Source organism: Myxococcus sp. AM009 (assembly GCF_013372605.1).
Classification (GTDB): Bacteria; Myxococcota; Myxococcia; order Myxococcales; family Myxococcaceae; genus Myxococcus; species Myxococcus vastator.
In genome coordinates this window covers 15761-34175 of the sequence record NZ_JABXEP010000039.1, presented here as the reverse complement: position 1 = coordinate 34175, position 18415 = coordinate 15761, and the positions used below count along the sequence as shown (strand labels likewise).

Sequence of the window (18415 nt, the reverse complement as noted above, 5' to 3'; positions counted from 1 at the left end):
CGAAGAGACCTCCGGCCACCGAGCAGGAGGCTTCAGCCCAGGGGGATGCGCATGAAAGTGGTCAACAAGCTGCTGGAGAAGCTTCCCGACGTCGTGGCGGGCAAGGTGCCCGACGTGAAGCTGCAGGACCAGGACATCAAGGTGCCGCTGGCCCAGGGGACCTTCACGGAAGAGAAAATCCTTCCGCCCAAGCTGGCCATGCACGGCCTCACCCTCTCCTTCGAAACCACCGGCGAGGCCTCCATCCGCAACTTCAACTCGCCCGGTGACGTGGACGAAAACGGCATCATCGGCGAGTCGGGCCCGGAGAGCGCCGAGTCAGGGCCCCGGCCCCAGCTGCTGCTGGGCAGTGACGTGGGCTGGATGCGCTACCAGGTGTCCGCGCGCGTGAAGGCCGCCGTGAGCGCCAGCCTGTCCTTCCTCGCCTCCGAGAACCAGTCGGAGCTGTCCGTCACGCTCAGCGACTACCGCGCGCACCCGCTGGGGCAGAACATGCGCGAGGCGGTGCGCGCGGACCTGTCCGAGCTGCGGCTGATGCAGGCCACCGACCTGGCCAAGCTTGGCACGGGGGACGCGGTGGCGTGGCAGGCCCGCGGCGCGCTCCACACGCGGCTGGAGCTCAACTGGGCGGACCTCTTCCCCGCCAACCTCAACCGCCTGGGCTTCCTGCGCGGCAACGAACTGCTCGCGCTGAAGGTCAGCGCCAAGGCCGGCCTCGCCGCCCGGGTGTCCCTCACCGACGACTACCAGCTCAGCTTCTCCCGTCCCCGCGCCGGCCGCATCCAGGTCGCCGTGCGCAAGGTGAAGTCCCATGAGCAGGCGCTCTCCGCCGGCCTGGGCATCACCGTGGAGCTGCTGGACCCGGCGGCGGTGAAGTCCCAGCTGGGCCAAGTGCTGGAGGCGCTGCTGGGGCCCGTCCTCCGCGAGCTCGCCAAGAAGGGCGCCACCGCGGTGGAGCTCATGGACGGCCTGGTGGACAAGGCCAGCAAGGCGAAGCTGGACGACACCCAGAAGAAGGTGCTGGGCCAGGTGCTGGAGCGGCTGGGCATCGACCCGCAGCTGGCCGACCCGGCCAACCTCCCGCAGGCCTGGGCCGACTTCAAGGCCCGCGTCTCCGAGGCGCTGGACAACGCCGTCCGCACGCAGGTCGCCGAGGGCTTCGAGTACGAATACCTGCGCCTGTCAGAGGCCTCCACGCTGATGGAGGTCGTCGTGGAGGACGTCACCGCGATGCGCTTCCACGAGTCCCTGCTCAAGGGCAACCTGGTGGAGCTGCTGAAGTGGATGAAGAGCCTCCCCGCCCAGCAGAGCGAGTTCGAGCTGCGCAACTACCTCCACGCCACCACGCTCACGCGCCAGCAGGCCTACGGCTTCTCCCTGGGGATTGGCTCGTTCGAGCTGCTCAAGGCGAAGAACGTCAGCAAGCAGTCCTGGGTGACGCAGGAGAACTTCCAGGGCGCCCGGCGCATGGCGTTCCTCGGCCGCCGGGGCTACGAGGACAAGCTGCTGGGCACCCGCGGCCAGTGGGTGGTGGACCTGAAGGCGGACATGACGCGCTTCTCCCCCACCCCCGTCGCCTCCGACTTCGGCTACGGCCTGCACCTGATGCTGTGGGGACGGCAGAAGAAGCTGTCGCGCAAGGACCTGCAGCAGGCGGTGGATGACGCCGTCGTCTGGGGCGTGCTGGACGCGAAGGACGCGGCCAGCGTCATCAGCGTCATGCAGGAGGACGTGGGCAAGCACCCCATCGAAACGCGGCTCGAGCTGAAGATGGCGGATGACTCGTTCCGCGCCCTGGTGCCCCGCATCCAGACGCTCGAGCTGTCGCGCTTCTCACGCGCCCTGGCCCGCGCGCTGCCCTGGAGCGAGCAGCTCCCCCGCGCCTCCCCCGAGTTCCGGCGCGCCGTCTACGCCCCCATCTGGGAGGCCTACCTCCGCGAGGTGCAGGAGCAAGGCAGCCTCATGCTGAGTGACCTGTCGCCCAGCCGCGCGGCGCAGATCGCCAAATGGTATTTCCAGAAGGACCCCACGGTGCGCGAGTTGGGCAAGGACCTGCAGCTCATCGAGAGCGAGTGGCGTCCGGGCGGCGGCAACTTCAGCTTCGCGGAGGTCATCTCGAAGAACCCCAACACGCTCACGCGGTGCCGGAGCTTCGTGAGCGGCATGGTGCGCCTGCGCCGCGCCATTGACGAGCGCAAGGCCCCGGACGAGCTGCGCACCGTGTTCGGCGAGCTGGAGGGCATGTGGACCACCGGCTTCCACCTGCGCGCCGCGGGCTCGCTGCTCGCGGACCTGGCGCAGACCACGCCGCTGGGCCTCGCGGGCATGGAGCGGACCCTCACGGTGCGAGTGGCGGACAGCGAGGAGCAGCTCGTGTTCTCCACCACACGCGGCACCGGGAACACCCGGGCCGACTGAGCGCGCCTCACAGCGCCCGTGACAGGACGACGGCCGCGGCCATGGACAACACCCCGGCCGCGGCGAAGTGCCGCCAGGCCCGGCGCGCCAGCGTCTCACGGGTGGCCGGCGCCTGCGGCCCCAGCACCACCAGCGCGGGGCCTCCCTCCCGGCCGCCCAGGACGTAGCTGCCCTCGACAGGGCCTCGGCGGAGCTCGCCCACCACGAGGCAGGCTTCGCCCACCGCGCCCACGCGCTCCCAGGACAGGGCCTCGGGTCCGGCGGCGCCGGTGGGAGGAGCGTTCGCCGCCCCAGGATGCGCCGTCTGATACCAGGACGCGGGCACCGTGCCTGGCAGCGCCTTGCACCGGCGGACCTCCACCGGGGCCATCAGCGACGCGGGCGAAAACGACACGGAGGCGCTGACGCGCTGGCCCCGCAGCGCCAGCACCGGCGCATACGCGCGCTCACGAGACAGCAGCGCCCCGCGCTGGCCGTCCGCCGCCACCTCGCGAACCTCCGCGTCGAAGAAGGCACACGGCACGCCGCCGGGCGACGTCAACGTCGACTCCGCGTCCAGGACGCCGTGGTAGACGCCCCAGCCCGGCGACGCTCCGGCGCGCAGGGCCGCCACGGCTTCTTCCAACGGCACCGGCGCCGAGCCCCGCAGCACCTTGGCGCGCGTCCGTGCCCAGGCGCCCCGCAGCGCCAACCCTGCGGCCAGCACCAGCAGGACAGAGCCCAGGGCCTTCACGGCCGTCTCCGAGGCCAGCACCGCCCCGGTCCCCTGGACGTGCCGCAGCACGACGAGCGACGCCCCCGCCAGAAGTCCAAACCACAACAAGGGCACGCGGTAGGGACGCGGCGCCGCGTCCTTGCGCCCGTAGGCGAAGGCCGCCACCAACAACCCCAACAGGCACGCCGCGTAGACCGGCGCCAGCGCCATGCGCCATAGCTCCATCGCGTCCCCCTGCAGGCTTGGGCATGGCCACCCGCGTGGCGAAGCCTGCCGAGCGCAAGGTGGGGATGACGCGGCGTCCGCGCAAGCCTCCGCCTGCCCGTGTGGGCTGCTATTCGGGGCTGGCGGCGACGCGGCGGACGGGCCGGGGCATCAGGTGCCCTCGGACCTTCAGGTCATCGAACGAGCAGGACAGGTTGCGGCAGCCCAGGGCCACCTTGCCCACCCGGTCCTCCAGGCCCACCAGCAGCTTGCGGGCGAAGCGCTCATTGTTGAGGAACGCCTCCACCAGCACGCCCGAGCTGTTCCGGCGCAGCTGCAGCCGCACCTGGTAGGGGCCGTGGGCCGGCAGCGGCATCTCGTCCTCGACGAGCGCCTCCGTGTCCTGCGCGCTGTTGCCCACCACCTCACGGCCGTCCGGCATGAAGTAGCGCCACGACAGCCGCATGCCTACGTCCGGAATGGCGAACGCGGAGACCTGCAGGTCCTTGATGCGGAACGCCAGCTCGCCGTAGTGCTGCGCGTCCGCGTCCTGCGCGTACTCCTGCCCCAGCGCCGCCACGTCCATCAGCACCTCGGCCGTGAACTCGTTGGAGGAGAAGTAGCGCTGCGCGATGTACGCGCGCGGAACCAGCCGCCGCCCGTTGGTCTCCTTGCCCGCCTGCAGGGCCTGGAGTTCCCCATCCACCAGCCGCCATTGGCCGCTGTGGACGTTGATCTCCTCGTTTCCCTCGTTGAAGCCCAGCTCCAGGCGCGAGGTGCCCCCGGCCTTGGCGGGCGCCGCGAAGGAGAGCGTGGAGAAGACCTCGCCGTAGGTGTTCGGCGGCAGCACCTGGTTGCCGGGCTTCACCCGGACCCCCTTCGTGCCGATGATGACGCCCTGGTCCTCGCCCAGGTGGAGGCTCACCGGCCCCACGAACCACCGGACCGCGAAGCCCAGCAGCGCCAGTCCGCCCACCACCGACAGGCCACCGCGCACGCGCCGCCAGCCTGAACGGAGCTGACGCGACAGCGCGGTCTGCCGCGCCGGCCGCACCGACCGCGCGGCCGCGGGCACCAGGCGCCCGTCCAGCTCGCCCTGGGGAATGCCCGGCGCGGAGCTGGTGGCCGTCATCGCCTCCAGCGCGGCGCACAGCTCACCGGCCTTCTGATAACGCGCGGCCGGGTCCTGCTCCAGCAGGCGGTCCACCACCGGGTCCACGCGCGAATCCAGCCCGGGCACCCTCGCGGAGGGCAGCTTGAAGCGGCCCAGCGGCAGCTCTCCGGTGAGCACCTCATAGAGGATGACGCCCAACGAGAAGAGGTCCGCGCGGCCGTCCACGTTCTTCGCGTCGCGGCGCTGCTCGGGCGCCATGTAGTTCAGCGTGCCCATGGCCACCGACGTCGCGGTGAGCTGCAGGCGTGAGTCCGGCGCGCGGATGCCCGCGAGGCCGAAGTCCGCCACCTTCACGTGCCCACGCCCGTCCAGCAGGATGTTCTCCGGCTTCAGGTCGCGGTGGATGATGCCCTTGTCGTGCGCGCACTCGATGGCGCGCGCCACCGCCAGGAGGAGCTTGATGCCCTTCTCCGGCGTGAGCCCGGCCGACATCGCCTCGCGCAGCGAGCGGCCCTCCACGTACTCCATGACGAAGTAGTAGTGCTCGCCCGCCACGCCCCGGTCGATGATCTGGATGATGTGCGGGTGGTTGAGCGCCGCCAGCGCCGTGGCTTCCTTCTCGAAGCGCGTGACGAACTCCGGGTCCTTCGCCAGCCGCGGCGGCAGCAGCTTCACCGCCACCGTGCGCCCCAGCGACTGCTGCCGCGCCAGCCACACCTCACCCATGCCGCCGCGCCCGAGCATCTCCAGCAGCTCGAACCCCGGCAGGTCCACCTTGCCGCCCCCCACGAAGGTGCTGTCCTCGTGCCCGTTCAGGTCCGAGCGCGCGCTGCCCGAGCCCGTCTTCGCGGACGAGCGCACCAGCGTCGGGTCCACCGGCGCGTCCGAGCTCCCCTTGCTAGACGGCATGGCCACCCCGCTGCTCTCCTGCGCCACCACGCCCGGCGGCCCATTCACGCCGCCGTGGGGCCCGGAGCCCACGGGCTCCGAAACGCGCGAGAGCGAAATGTCGATGCCCGGCGCCGGCTCCGCGTGGGGCACCACCGTCACCGCGCCGGAGGTCCCATGGGCCGGTGGACGCCGCTCCTGGAGGCCGCTGCCGGTGGGCACCATCGTGTTGCGCGCCACCTCGGCGGCCACGTCACCCCGGCGGGCCTCGAACCGGATGCCGCAGCGGCACTGGACACGCTGGCCGCTCACGTAGACGCGGATGTCGTGGGGATGGCCGCAGTTGGGGCAGGCCTGCGTCGTCGGGCTCATGCGCGGCGTGAGGAGGCGGCGGTGGTGTATTCCAGCCCGTGGACGCGGTAGGTCGGCACGGCCTTCTCCTTGCCCTTCACCTGGAGGGCCGGCAGCCCCTCCACGTCGAAGCCGGCGCCCGCCTTGCGCACCGTGGACTCGGAGGCCAGCACCTCACCGCTCTTCGCCATGCCACACAGGCGCGAGGCCGTGTTCACCGTGTCGCCAATGGCGGTGAACTCATGGCGTTCGGCGCTGCCCATGTAGCCGACAACGGCCTGCCCGGTGTTCACCCCGACGCCGACCTCGATGGGCTGCTTGCCCGCGTCCACGCGGCGGCGGTTCAGCTCCTGCACGGCGTCCTGCATCTCCAGGGCGGCCCGCAGCGCGCGGGCGGCGTCATCCGGGTGCGACAACGGCGGCCCCCAGACGGCCATGACACAGTCCCCAATGAACTTGTCCAGGTTCCCCTCGTGGCGGAACACCACCCCGGCCATGGCGGTGAAGAAGGCGTTGAGCATGTCCACCACCTCTTGCGGAGAGTCGTTCTCCGAGATGGTGGTGAACCCGCGGATGTCGGCGAACAGGCAGCTCACCTCCGCCAGCCGGCTCTGCGCCAGGTCTTCCGTCTCGCCGGCGATCACCGCGTCGGCGACGGCCTTGGACAGGAAGCGGCTGAGCTCCGCGCGCGTCACGGCCTCGGCGCGAATCTGCTCGGCCAGCGCCGCGTTCTCCAGCGCGATGCTCGCCTGCGAGGCGATGCCGGAGAGGATGGTCAAATCCTTCTCCGAGAAGGCGTTGATCTGCTGCCGGCTGTCCAGGAAGAGCACCGCTTGAATCTTCCCGTTCACCTTCAGCGGCACCGCCATGGCGGACCGGATGCCCTGCGCGACGATGCTCTCCGCCGCGGAGAAGCGCTCGTCGATGATGGCGTCCGCCGTCAGCACCGCCTTGCCCGTCTCCACCACGCGCTTGAGCACGGTGTCGGACAGCATGACGTTGACGGCCTTGTCGGAGCGGTGGTGCACCGCCGACGGGATGAACTCGCCGTCCGCGGCCACCTTCAGGATGACGCCGTGGTCCGCGGCCAGCAACTGGAAGGCCACCTTGAGGATCTGCTCGAAGAGCCCCGTCTGGCTGCCCTGCAGGCTCACCTGCCGGTGGAACTCATGGGCGATGCGCAGCTTCTCGTAGTCGCGGCGCAGCGCCTCCACGTCCGTCACCTGCTCGGCGGGTCGGAAGTTCTGCGGCACTTGGTCCATCTGCGCCAGGAAGGCCGGCATGGAGATGGACTGCGCCACCACCGTCACGCCCGGCGCGGTGGGCAGGGTGGCCGGCGCCACCGGCTCGCCGCTGTGGAAGATGAGCCGCGAGGCGCCCAGGGAGATTTCGTCCCCGTCGCGCAGCTTGAGCTCCTTCACCCGGCGGCCATTCACGAAGGTGCCGTTGGACGAGCCCAGGTCCTTGAGGAGGAAGTCCTTGCCCACGCGCTCGATGACCGCGTGCTCCTTGGAGACCTCCCGGTCCACCAGCCGCAGCGTGTTGGACGGATGCCGGCCCAGGGACGTCGCCGGCCCCAGGGGAAACTCTCCGAGCGTGCCGTCCGCGAAGCGCCCTGTCAGACGGGGGCCACGAAGCTGCCCGGGTTTGGGTGCGAAGGGGACGGGGGACTGGCTCACGCGGAAATCCTCACCGGCCCGGACACTACCAGAGCCCATCGTCACCGGGGAACGCTCGGAATCACCACTGCACGCCTGGTCAGCGGCCAGCCGTCGGCTTCCGGTCCGAGCCGCCCATCCGGATGGCCAGCCCCACCGACGGCATCACCGTCACCCCGCCCAGGTCCCGCTTCATCCCGAAGAGCTGGGGCCTGCTCCGGAAGTAGCCCCCCGTCACCTCGGCGAAGAGGTGGACGTACCGGTAGCCCACGGCGATGCCCAGCGTGGAGCCCACGAAGTGGCTGCCCACCGAGGCGGGGAGCGTCGCGTCGAAGCCCGACACCGGCTTCCCCTGCTGGGCGTAGTCCACCAGCCGGGCGTCCAGCCGGGTCCGGCTGTAGATGTACTTGGGCGCCGCGTAGAGCTTGAAGACGTCCCCCCAGTCCGCGCTCAGGTACAGGGGCACCTCCACGTCGTAGCGGCTGAATTCGCCCATCTCCACCACCTCCAGCACGTCCAGGACCGGGCTGCTGAAGAAGTGCCGGGACACCCCCACCCCCAGCGACATGTCGTAGGAGCGCTGCCCCAGCTCCAGGTAGCGGCCCACCTCATCCCCGCCATGGGCCAGTTGGAACTTCAGGTCCCCGCGCAGGGAGATGCCGCTGTAGCGCAGGCCCACGTCCAGCCGGTCCACCACGCCCACCCGGACCATCAGCTCCGGATTGACGCCCGGCGGGGCCACCATCAGCGCCACGCCCGCCGTCAGCAGCTCCTGCTGCGCCTCCTCGCTCAGCGTGTAGGGGCGGTCATTCTCCACCGCGTCCCGGGCCGCCTCGCCCTCACGCTTGCCGGCGTCCACCACCCGGACCAGCGTGCCGACCGGGATGAAGAACCCCGCCCCGCCCGTCACCTGCACCTGCCCCGGCGCCAGCGTCCGGGCGGTCTGCTGCGTGGACAGCGTGGAGGCACACCCTGGGGCCAGGGCCAGGAGCAGCAGGGGAAGGATTCGCATGAGAAGTCACGTTATCCCCTTTCTGGCGCAGATGCTTCATTCCGGGGCGCCGCGCTGGTAAGGGGGCGCCGTGCGAATCAAACAAAAGCCCGAGGACTTCTCCGTCAAGGAGTCATACCGTTTCGACGAAGTCGACTCGGGACGTCACCGCGTCTACCTGATGGACAAGCAGAAGCTGTCCACCTTCGACGCGGTGACGCGGCTGCGGGATGCGTTCGGGCTCAAGCCCGGCGCCATCAGCTACTGCGGCCTCAAGGACAAGCAGGGCCGGACCGAGCAGATCATCGCGGTGGACGGCACCGACGTGGACATGCAGGAGCCTGACCTGCGGCTGAAGTACCTGGGCCGCACGGACAAGCCGCTGTCCGCCGCCAACATCACCTCCAACCGCTTCTCCGTCACGGTGCGCTCGCTCCAGCCCGCGTCGCTGGGGCCCCTCAACGTGGCCACCGCCGAGGTCAACCGCCTGGGCGTCATCAACTACTTCGACAGCCAGCGCTTCGGCTCGCTGAAGCACGGCCAGGGCTTCATCGCCAAGGACCTCATCCGGGGCGACTTCGAGGCCGCGCTGCACAACTACATGGCCAAGCCGTCCGAGCTGGACCGGACGGAGGACGCCAAGATCAAGGCCTTCTGGAGGGAGAACTGGGGCCGCTGGGACGCGCGCGTCCCGTATGAGGGCACGCGCAAGTACCACCGCGTCCTCAAGTCCCTGCGCGACCAGCCGGGTGACTACCTGCGCGCCTTCATGCAGATCGACGCGGACTACCGCGCGATGCTCATCTTCACCTTCCAGAGCTTCCTCTGGAACGAGGGCGTGCGGCGCTACCTCCAGCTAATGCTGCCGCGCGAGCACCTCTTCCCCATGCGCTACCAGGCCGGCACGCTGCTGTTCCACCGCGACGCCAGCCCGGAGGTGCTCCGCACGCTGCGCGACGCCACCTTCCCCCTGCTCGCGCCGAACTCGACGTTCAGCGATCCGAAGGTGGAGGAGGCCGTGCGCTGGGTGCTGGGCCGCGAGAAGCTCCAGCTGTCGGACCTGCAGGTCCCCGGCGCCGAGCGCAGGCTCTACTTCAAGCACGAGGAGCGGCCCCTGCTGTCGTTCCCGCACAAGCTCGTCGTGGGCCGCACGCAGGTGGACGAGCTCAGCCGCGACGACATCAAGGTCAACATCGCCTTCACCCTGCCGCCTGGCGCCTACGCCACCCTGGTCGTCAAGCGGCTGTTCCACTTCGACTACGCGGAGGACAGCGCGGAGACCATCCGCGCCTCGCAGCGTCCGAAGCTGGTGGAGGCCGAAGCCGCCGCCGCCGCGCACGAGCCCTCCAGCCGCCGGGGCCCGCCCCGCCGTGACACGGACGGCGCACGCGCCGGAAGCCGTGGCGCGGAGCCCCGCCGCCGCTCGTCCGGAGACCGCGACACGCGCGCGCCCGCTGGAAACCGCGATGCCCGGGGCGCTGCTGGCGCGCCCGGCCGCCGCCGCACCGGTCCCCGGGAACCGGAGCTCCTGGAGCCCACCTCGGGCCGCGCCCGCACCCTGGCCGCCAAGGCCCCCGAGGCCAGGCCCGCGGCCCCGGAGGAGCCCGCCACGCCCGTGGGCTTCCGCGAGCGCCAGCGCCAGCGCAAGGACGCCCGTGAGACGGCCCGCGCGGAGACCGCGGCCCAGCGCGCCCAGAAATCCAAACCCGCGAAATCACGGAAGAAATAGAGATGTCTCGCCCGGATGCAATGGGCGGACGGGCGCGCCGTAGGACAAGGCGTGAACGCTCTTGCCCTCGACGACGCTCCCGGGACGCTCGCCCATGCCATCGGGATGCTGATGGCTGAGGAAGCCCCGCCGCTTCCCTGGAAAGCGGACGTGCAGGCCGCCCGACGAGGCGACCCGTCCGCCTTCGAGGCCCTGGTTCGCAGCGTGCAGCGCCCCGTCTACGGCCTGGCGCTGCGGCTGCTCCAGCGCGAGGCCGAGGCCGCGGAGGTGGCGCAGGAAGCGCTGCTTCGCGCCTACCAGAACCTCCACCGCTACGACGACGCGCGCCCGTTCGACCTGTGGGTGCTCGCCATCACCCGCAACCTCTGCCTGGACCTGCTCCGCCGCCGCACCAAGGTGCGCACCGAGGAGCTGGAGCCCATGAAGGAGCTGATCCCCAGCGGCGAGGCGTCGCAGGAGGATGGCGCCATCGCCCGCGAGGAGCGGCAGTCGCTGGAGGAGGCCATGGCCACCCTGTCCGTCGACGACCGGGAGGTGCTCGCCCTCTATTACGTCCAGAAGCGCACGACGAAGGAGATCGCCCAGATCATGGGCTGTGCGCCTGGAACCATCATGGCCCGGCTCTTCCGGGCTCGTGAGAAGCTGCGCAAGAAGATGACCACGGAGGAGGCGCCGCGATGAATCCCCACCTGTGTCCGGACCTCGAAGTCCTCTTCACGGAGCTGGAAGCCGGTGAAGGGCCCGCGCTGGACCACGCCGCCGAGTGCGCCGCCTGCGCCGCCGTCCTGGAAGAGCACCGGCTGATGGAGCAGGACCTGTACCGGCTGGCGGACCCCCTCCCTCCGCCCACCCTGGTGGCCAGCGTCATGGCGCGCGTGTCCGCCGAGCCCGTGCCCCGGCGCCGTGAGGTCTGGTCCGGGCTGGCCATCCTGCTGACGTCGATGCTGGGCGGGCTGGGCTACCTGGTGATGAGCGACCAGGCGCTCGGCCGGCTGGGAACCGGGCTGGCCTCCGTGCTGGTGCAGGGGCGGCCCTTCGTCGAAGGCGTCCTCAGCGGCGCCAACGCGTTGTGGACCACCGCGGGCCTGACGGTGGCCTGCTCCCTCGCCTTCCTCCTGCTGACGTCGCTGTACGGCCTCAAGCGGCTCGTCGGCACCGGTCCCTCTCCTTCCGAAGCGTGAGCGAACCATGAAGATCCTCTCTCGAATCCTCTTCCCCGCTCTGCTGCTCGGCGCCCCCCTGGCGCTTGCCCAGGACACGGCGCCCCAGGCCGGCGTGACGGCGCCCGCCGCGAGCACCGTCGACATCAGCTTCCGCGGCACCCTGCGCGACGCCCTCAAGACGATCGCCGACAAGGGCGGCCTCAACCTGGTCGTCACCGGTGACCTGGACGTGCCCGCCGAGGTCCACGTCCGCCACGTCACGGCGAACCAGGCCCTGCGCACCGTGGCCCGCGCCTACTCGCTGCGGCTGGACCAGGACGGCACCATCTTCACGCTGCGACCCATGACGGCGCAGGAGAAGCACGCCGCCGAATCGGGTGCGGCCAACGCCCACGTCGCGCCCGCCGCGCCGGAGGCCCCGCCCGCGCCGGAGGCTCCAACCGCGCCCAGCGCTCCGCCCGCGCCGGAGGCCCCGCCCGTGATGGCGGCACCGCCCATCCCTCCGATTCCCGACCTCCCGGACGCGTTCTCCGAGGAGACGCGGGAGGAAATGAAGCGCGCCCGGGACGAGATGAAGCGGGCCCGCGACGAGGTGCGGCGCACGATGCGCCGCAACGGCAGCCGCAACGTGGTGGCGCGCGGACAGAGCCTGGAGGTGAAGGAAGGCCAGGCGGTGGAGAGCGCCGTGGTGTACGGCGGCAACCTGGTGGTCAACGGCCACGTCAGGGATGACGCGGTCGCCTTCGGCGGCAACCTGGAGGTCCACGGCCGCGTGGACGGGGACGCCCACGCCTTCGGCGGCAACGTCATCCTGGGGCCGGACGCCCACGTGGAAGGCGACGTGTCTGCCTTTGGCGGCTCCGTGGAGCGCGACGACGACGCCCGGGTGGAGGGCAGCATCGAGTCCTTCGGCGGCGCGGGCATTGGTCGCATGGTGGCCAGCGAAATCAAGAAGGGCGTGAAGGAAGCCAAGGACCCTGACGAAGACCGGAGGGACCGCGACGATGACGGCGCGGGCCTGGCGGGCTTCATCCTCACCTTCGCGGTGCTCTTCGGGCTCGGCTTCCTGGGACAGATGTTCTTCCCCGCGCGCATGAAGCAGCTGGGTGAGGAGGTGCGCCGCAAGCCGGTGCAGACAGGGCTCACCGGCTTCGTGGGACTGCTGGCGATGCTTCCCCTCACGGTGGTGCTGTGCATCACCATCATCGGCATCCCGGTGGCGCTGGTGCTGTGGATGGCGGCCCCCTTGGCGGCGGCGCTCGGCTACGCGGCGGTGGCGAGCGAGCTGGGCACGAGGCTGCCCATCCTCCGCGGCCGGAAGACGCAGGCGGTGGTGCTGGCCCTGGGGCTGCTGGTGCTGATGGTGGTGGGCGCGCTCCCCATCTTCGGCCCCATCCTCACCACGCTGGTCGGGCTGATGGCCCTGGGCGCGGTGGTCCGCACCCGCTTCGGGCACCGGCCGCAGGGCATGCCCGAGCCCATCATCCCGTCCAGCGAGCAGCCTGTCTGACAGGGATTGCCGGGTGCTTTGCCCGGCGCGTCACGCACCGACGCGAGCCTTCACGGGGACTGTCCCGGGCGCCCCACGCCCGGGACGGTCCCCGCTCGTTTTACGGTGTGCGCCTTAGCCAGGCTCGGGCGCGCCATCACCGCGCCTGTCAGCCAGGCGTGTTGGGCATTGCGCGTCATGCCGTCAGAGGCTTTGACCGCCCGGTCCGCCTAAGCCATTTTGCGCGCACCCATATGCGACGCCTTCCCGACGTACCGCCGCGCGGCCGGGCCATCACCGTGGACCTCGAGGGCGAGAGCCTCCCCGCCATCGAAGGTGAGCCGGTGGCGTGCTCGCTGATTGCCGCGGGTGAGCCGCTGCTCGCCCGCTCCATCAAGTACCACCGGCCGCGAGGCCCCTACTGCTTCGCCGGGGCCTGCTCGCATTGCCTGATGCGGGTGGACGGCGTGCCCAACGTCTACGCGTGCCGCACGCCCGCGCGGGACGGCATGAAGCTGGAGCGGCAGAACGCCTACCCCTCCGCGAAGGTGGACATCTTCGAGAGCATCGACTGGGCCTTCCCCAAGGGCATGGACCACCACGAGATGTTCGCCGGCGTGCCGGTGGCCGAGCAGGTGATGGCCAAGGTGGCGCGGCAGCTCGCGGGGCTGGGCCTCTTGCCCAAGACGCCCGCGCCGGTGACGGCGCCCGCGCGCACGGTGCGCACCCGCGTGGCGGTGGTGGGCGGCGGCGCGGCGGGCCTGGCGGCGGCGCGCGTGCTCACCGAGCGGGACGTGGGCTTCCTCCTGATTGAGCGGGACGACGCGCTCGGTGGCCGGCTCGCGAACGGCGCGCCGGAGGCCGGCGGCCCCAGCCTGGACGACGTCCACCGCATCCCACCCAGCAGCGTGCTCACGCGGGCCACCGCGCTGGGCCTGTACGACGACGAGGCGGGGCGCTTCCTCGCGGTGGGCACCTGGGAGGCGGACGCGCCGCGCCTGGTGAAGGTGTACTCGGAGCGCTTCCTGCTCACGCCCGGCGGCCATCCGCCCACGCTGCCCTTCGAGAACAACGACTTGCCCGGCGTCTACGCCGGCCGCGCGGCCAGCCTCCTGCTGCGCCGCTACGACGTGGCGCCCCAGACGGCGGCCCTGGTGGGCTGGGGCGCGGAGCTGCACGCGCTGGCGAACCTGCTCCAGGAGCGCGGCACGAAGGTGGTGGCGGTGGTGGACCTGCGGGACCCGCCGCCACCGGGCGCCCATGCCACGGCGGTGCGCGGCGATGAGCCCAAGGCCCATGGCCTGCGCGGCGTGAGCGCCTTCAGCTACACGCGCAAAGGCGGCGGCCGGGAGAAGGTGTCGTGTGACGCGGTGCTGGTCTCCGTCCCCGTCAGCCCCAGCTTCGAGCTGGCGCGGCAGGGCGGCGCGAAGGTGCCGTTCGACGCGCAGCGCGGGCTCTTCGTGGTGGAGACGGACGCGGACGGACGCACCCAGGCACAGGACGTGTACGCGGCGGGGGACGTCACGGGCGGAGGCTCGGCGCGGGAAGCGGCGGCGGCCGGACGGCGCGCGGCCCAGGCGCTGGTGGGAGGACTGTCATGAGCAAGGCGATGATCTGCTCCTGTGAGGACGTCACCGTGGACGACATCCGTCACGCGGTGTCCCGGGGCTTCCGCGACGTGGAGTCGGTGAAGCGCTACACCGGCTTCGGCACCGGCATCTGCCAGGGCAAGAGCTGCGCGGCGGCGGTGGCCGCGCTGCTGGAGAAGGAGAAGGCGCTCAAGCCCGCGGCCGTGGTGCCCTTCACGCCGCGCCCGCCGCTCTACCCCACCGAGCTGCGGATGCTGGCCTCCGCGCCCGTGGACGAGTCCCAGCCGCCCGTGGGCGGGCTGCCCCAGGAAGTGGACGCCTTCCCCGCCGCGCTGCGCCCGGAGGGCCCGGTGCCCGCGAAGGCGAAGGTGGTCATCATCGGCGGCGGCATCATGGGCCTGGCGCTGGCGTACAACCTGGCGCGCGCCGGTGAGACGGACGTGGTGGTGCTGGAGCGCGGCTACCTGTGCGCGGGCGCGTCTGGCCGCAACGGCGGCGGCGTGCGCATGCAGTGGGGCACGCCCTCGCTGGTGGAGCTGGCCAAGCGCTCCATCGAGCTGATGAAGGGCTTCGCGCGCGAGCTGGGCATCAACGTCTGGCTGCGCCAGGGGGGCTACATCTTCCTGGCGAAGACGAAGCCGGTGGCCCAGCGGCTGGAGCGCAACGTCTCGCTGCACAACCGCTTCGGCGTCCCCACCCGGCTCATCACCCCCGACGAGGCGCGCGGCATCGTCCCCGGCCTCACGATGAAGAACAGCCTCATCGCGTCCTACAATCCGGAGGACGGCGTCATCTTCCCCTGGCCCTTCCTGTGGGGCTACGCGCAGGGCTGCCAGAAGCGCGGCGTCCGCGTGGAGACGTACACGGACGTCACCGGCTTTGAAACGAGCGGCGGCCAGGTGCGCAAGGTGAAGACGACGCGCGGCGACATCGCCTGCGACACCGTGGTGCTGGCCGCCGGCGCCTGGAGCCCCCAGGTGGCGAAGCTGGCGGACGTGAAGCTGCCCAACGAGCCGCACCGGCACGAAATCCTCAGCACCGAGCCGCTGAAGCCCTTCCTGACGCCGCTGGTGTCCGTGCTCGACAGCGGGCTGTACTTCAGCCAGTCCATGCGCGGTGAGATCGTGGGCGGCATGGGTGACGCCAAGGAGCCCGCGGGCCTCAACATGGGCAGCACCCTGCGCTTCGTGTCGCGCTTCTCGCAGGCGCTGCTGGAGCAGCTGCCCCAGGTGGGCCACGTGAAGGTGCTGCGCCAGTGGGCCGGCTGCTACGACGTGACGCCGGACAACAACCCGATTCTGGGGCGCACCCCGGGCCTGGACAACCTGCTCCAGATGTCAGGCTTCGTGGGCCACGGCTTCATGATGGCCCCCGCCGTCGCGGAGCGCATGGCCCAGTGGATGGCCACCGGCGAGTCCGACGAGCTCTTCACCCGCTTCAACCTCCGGCGCTACTCCGACGCGGCGGGCCATTCGCGGGACTTCGGCTCCGGCACCCTGGAGCGCGAGGACATGGTCATCGGCTGAGCCCCTGTACTTTTCCAGCGCCTGTCCTGGCCGGAGACAACGGCTGGGGAACGGATTGACCCGGACCGCGTCACCTCCGGACAATCTCGCAAATCACGAATTTCACTGACCACCCCAGTGAGATTGTGAAATCCCTTTACATCAACAACCGGATTGCCGGGACAAGGACGCACCAGTCGCGCATGCCGGCGCGATGAACGCTCCGAGCGGAGACGCTCAATGTGGTGGCATGGCACGGCGCGTGCCTTGGCGCCTCGCCGCGCAATTCAGCGCGAGGAGGTGTTCCGATGTTCCCGAAGAGCGTTCGTGCGCTGTTCCTGGTGGGAGCCCTGTCTGCCTGCGGTACCGAAGCACCTCTCGACGTTCCCAACGCGGACGGCCAGGAGCCGCTGCAGTCGCAAGAGTCCAACGTCATCGTGGGCTCGGTGAACTGGGTGAGCGCCACCACCCTGTCCGGCACGCAGCGCACGCGCTCACGCGCGGTGGGCTACCTGTCCATTCCGGCGGTGGGCTCGCGCTGCACGGCGTGGCTGGTGTCGCGGGACGTCATCATCACCAACAACCACTGCGTTGGCAGCAGCTCCCAGGCCTCCGGCGCGCGCGCGTCCTTCAACTACGAGGACGGCGTCAGCTCCTCCGCCCGCGTCTGGTACAACTGCGGCACGATGATTCGGACCTGGGCTGGCGACGACATGACGGCGCTGCGCTGCACGGCCACCAACGGCCAGCTCCCGGGTGACGTGTACGGCTGGCTGACGGTGGCCAGCGCCAACGCCGCCACCAACTCCAGCATCTACGTGGTCCACCAGAACTGCGACTACTACACGTCGAGCGGCTGCACGCCGACGAAGAAGTCCTCGCCGGGCGTGGTGCTCAACGCCAACTACAGCACCACGGACCTGTCCTACAACGCGGACACGCTGGGCGGCTCGTCCGGCTCGCCCGTGCTGTCCTCGTCCTCGCACCAGGTGGTGGGGCTGCACCACTACGGCCTGGGCGGCAACTCGCAAGGGCGCGGCACGGCCAACTCCGGCGTGAAGGCCACCCGCGTGAAGGCGCGCCTGGCGGAGATTGGCCTCTAGCGTCGAGCCACGCCTGTCACGCGGGTGAGGGCTCGCCCGACAGCGGCAGCGTCTTGGGGGCCTGCCCAGGGAGCAGCAACGCCTCCCGCCGCAGGCCCCGCAGCGCCATCCGCCCCAGGCTCCGCTTGAGCCCGCGTGGCAGCATTGGCAGCAGCCGCATCACCCACCGGTGCCCCAGGCCCGGGTACACCAGGGCCTCGCCGCGCTCGAAGCCGGCGAGCGCCTCGCGGGCGCAGCGCTCCAGCGACAGGTGGAAGAACGGCGCCAGGGACTCCGTGCCCTCCATGCCCGCTTCCCACAGCGGCCCCGGCGCCACGCGCGTCACCGTGACGCCCTGCCCCTCCACCTCCAGGCGCAGCGCCTCCGTGAAGCCATCCAGGAAGCGCTGGGTGGCGGCGAAGGTGGCTGAGCCCGGCAGGATGAGCTGCGCCGCGCCGGAGCCGATGTTGAGGATACCGCCCCGCCCCCGCTCCAACATGGGCTTGAGCAGCCGGTGCGTCAGCAGCGCGGGCACCCAGACGTTGGCGCGCAGCATGGCCTCCACGCGCTCCCAGCCCTCCTGGGCATACAGCGCCTGGTCACCTTCCGCGGCGTTGTTCACCAGCACGTCCACGCGGACGAACTGCGTCTCCAGCGAAGCGAGCAGCGCGTCCACCTGCCGGGGGTCGCAGACGTCGCAGGATTCGACGAGCACGCCCAGCGTCGGGTAGTGCAGCAACAGGTCTTCGCGCAGGGGCTCCAGTGCCTGGGCCTCACGGTCCACGAGCACCAGGGTCCGAACGCGACGCGCAAGCAGCCGGGCAAGCTCCCGGCCAATCCCTCGGGCCGCGCCGATGATGAGCACGGTTCCCTGGTCGATGGGGAGAGGACGCATGACAAAATCCTCCGTTCGTTGAGGTGCCCATCGTGCGCACGCCTTGCGCGGTCTGCCGCTCCCTCCGCAAGGTTTGCACGCCCGGCCAGCGGACAGCCGGCGAGGCGCTGGCACGGCGCTTCCATATGGAGCGGGTCATGCCCAGAAAAGAAGACATGGCGACTGTTTCCCGAATCCTCGTTCCCGTGGACCTGTCGGATGGCTCCCGGGAGGTCATCGACTACGCGGTGAAGCTCGCGCGGCCCTTCAATGCTTCGGTCGAGGTGGTCCACGCCTGGGAGCCGCCCCAGTACGTGGCGCCCGACCTGCTGGTGGCCGCGCCTGGGTGGAGCTCCCAATCCCTGGAGCACGTCGCCGTGGAGACAGCGACGAAGGAGCTGACGGCGCAGGTGAACCAGGGTGAGCCACCCGGCGTCCCCATGAGCCAGCGAATCGTCGTGGGTGAGGCGGCGTCCACCATCCTGGACCTCGCCGAGCAGGAGAAGTGCGACCTCATCGTCATGGGCACCCACGGCCGGCGTGGCCTCCCTCGCCTGCTGTTGGGGAGCGTGGCGCAGAAGGTCGTCGCCCGCGCGTCCTGCCCGGTGCTCACCATCCACCTGTCCGAGCAGAAACCGCGCTGAC

At 70.8% G+C, this 18415-nt stretch carries 14 protein-coding genes; 9 read left to right on the top strand and 5 right to left on the bottom strand.

The features are described 5' to 3' along the window. The first annotated feature begins 51 nt into the window (after nucleotides 1-51). Nucleotides 52-2418: a hypothetical protein gene (locus HV824_RS12525; protein WP_255207988.1), complete on the top strand. Its 2367-nt coding sequence runs from the start codon at nucleotides 52-54 to the stop codon at nucleotides 2416-2418. A gap of 7 nt (nucleotides 2419-2425) precedes the next feature. Here the strand turns inward: HV824_RS12525 and HV824_RS12520 are convergent, their stop codons facing one another. From HV824_RS12520 to HV824_RS12505, 4 genes are all read right to left on the bottom strand, one after another. Beyond that, on the bottom strand, nucleotides 2426-3358 hold the full coding sequence (locus tag HV824_RS12520; protein ID WP_176423360.1) for a hypothetical protein: 933 nt from the start codon (nucleotides 3356-3358) through the stop codon (nucleotides 2426-2428). Nucleotides 3359-3467: 109 nt separating this feature from the next. Next, complete coding sequence (locus HV824_RS12515; protein WP_176417057.1) at nucleotides 3468-5711, bottom strand: serine/threonine-protein kinase; 2244 nt, start codon at nucleotides 5709-5711, stop codon at nucleotides 3468-3470. Beyond that, a complete protein-coding gene (locus tag HV824_RS12510; RefSeq protein WP_176417058.1) occupies nucleotides 5708-7369 on the bottom strand; it encodes an adenylate/guanylate cyclase domain-containing protein in 1662 nt (553 codons plus the stop codon). Before HV824_RS12510 ends, HV824_RS12515 begins: the two co-directional genes overlap by 4 nt. A gap of 79 nt (nucleotides 7370-7448) precedes the next feature. Further along, nucleotides 7449-8360, bottom strand: a complete 912-nt coding sequence (locus HV824_RS12505; RefSeq protein WP_176417059.1) for a hypothetical protein — start codon at nucleotides 8358-8360, stop codon at nucleotides 7449-7451. 70 nt (nucleotides 8361-8430) lie between these two features. Here HV824_RS12505 and truD point away from each other — a divergent pair, with 70 nt between their 5' ends. From truD to HV824_RS12470, 7 genes are all read left to right on the top strand, one after another. Beyond that, nucleotides 8431-10068 carry a tRNA pseudouridine(13) synthase TruD gene (gene truD / locus HV824_RS12500; protein WP_176417060.1) on the top strand — a complete coding sequence of 546 codons (1638 nt, stop codon included), beginning with the start codon at nucleotides 8431-8433 and terminating at the stop codon, nucleotides 10066-10068. 111 nt (nucleotides 10069-10179) lie between these two features. After that, nucleotides 10180-10749, top strand: a complete 570-nt coding sequence (locus HV824_RS12495) for an RNA polymerase sigma factor (protein ID WP_255207990.1) — start codon at nucleotides 10180-10182, stop codon at nucleotides 10747-10749. Then, on the top strand, nucleotides 10746-11249 hold the full coding sequence (locus HV824_RS12490; protein ID WP_176417062.1) for a hypothetical protein: 504 nt from the start codon (nucleotides 10746-10748) through the stop codon (nucleotides 11247-11249). Before HV824_RS12495 ends, HV824_RS12490 begins: the two co-directional genes overlap by 4 nt. Before the next feature lie 7 nt (nucleotides 11250-11256). Next, nucleotides 11257-12741, top strand: a complete 1485-nt coding sequence (locus tag HV824_RS12485; RefSeq protein ID WP_176423359.1) for a hypothetical protein — start codon at nucleotides 11257-11259, stop codon at nucleotides 12739-12741. A gap of 233 nt (nucleotides 12742-12974) precedes the next feature. Next, nucleotides 12975-14321 (top strand): 2Fe-2S iron-sulfur cluster-binding protein, encoded by a 1347-nt coding sequence (locus HV824_RS12480; protein WP_176423358.1) that lies wholly within the window; start codon nucleotides 12975-12977, stop codon nucleotides 14319-14321. Then, entirely contained in the window at nucleotides 14318-15835 is a 1518-nt protein-coding gene (locus tag HV824_RS12475; RefSeq protein ID WP_176417065.1) for an FAD-dependent oxidoreductase, read from the top strand. The genes HV824_RS12480 and HV824_RS12475 overlap by 4 nt, the downstream gene beginning before the upstream one ends. A 287-nt stretch (nucleotides 15836-16122) precedes the next feature. Beyond that, nucleotides 16123-16917, top strand: a complete 795-nt coding sequence (locus tag HV824_RS12470; protein ID WP_176417066.1) for a serine protease — start codon at nucleotides 16123-16125, stop codon at nucleotides 16915-16917. 16 nt (nucleotides 16918-16933) lie between these two features. Here the strand turns inward: HV824_RS12470 and HV824_RS12465 are convergent, their stop codons facing one another. Next, complete coding sequence (locus tag HV824_RS12465; protein ID WP_176423357.1) at nucleotides 16934-17791, bottom strand: SDR family oxidoreductase; 858 nt, start codon at nucleotides 17789-17791, stop codon at nucleotides 16934-16936. 155 nt (nucleotides 17792-17946) lie between these two features. On the opposite strand from HV824_RS12465, the gene HV824_RS12460 reads away from it, so the two are divergent. Further along, the gene (locus tag HV824_RS12460) at nucleotides 17947-18414 is read left to right on the top strand and encodes a universal stress protein (RefSeq protein WP_176423356.1); all 468 of its coding nucleotides are present in this window, start codon (nucleotides 17947-17949) and stop codon (nucleotides 18412-18414) included. Nucleotide 18415 lies beyond the last annotated feature (1 nt).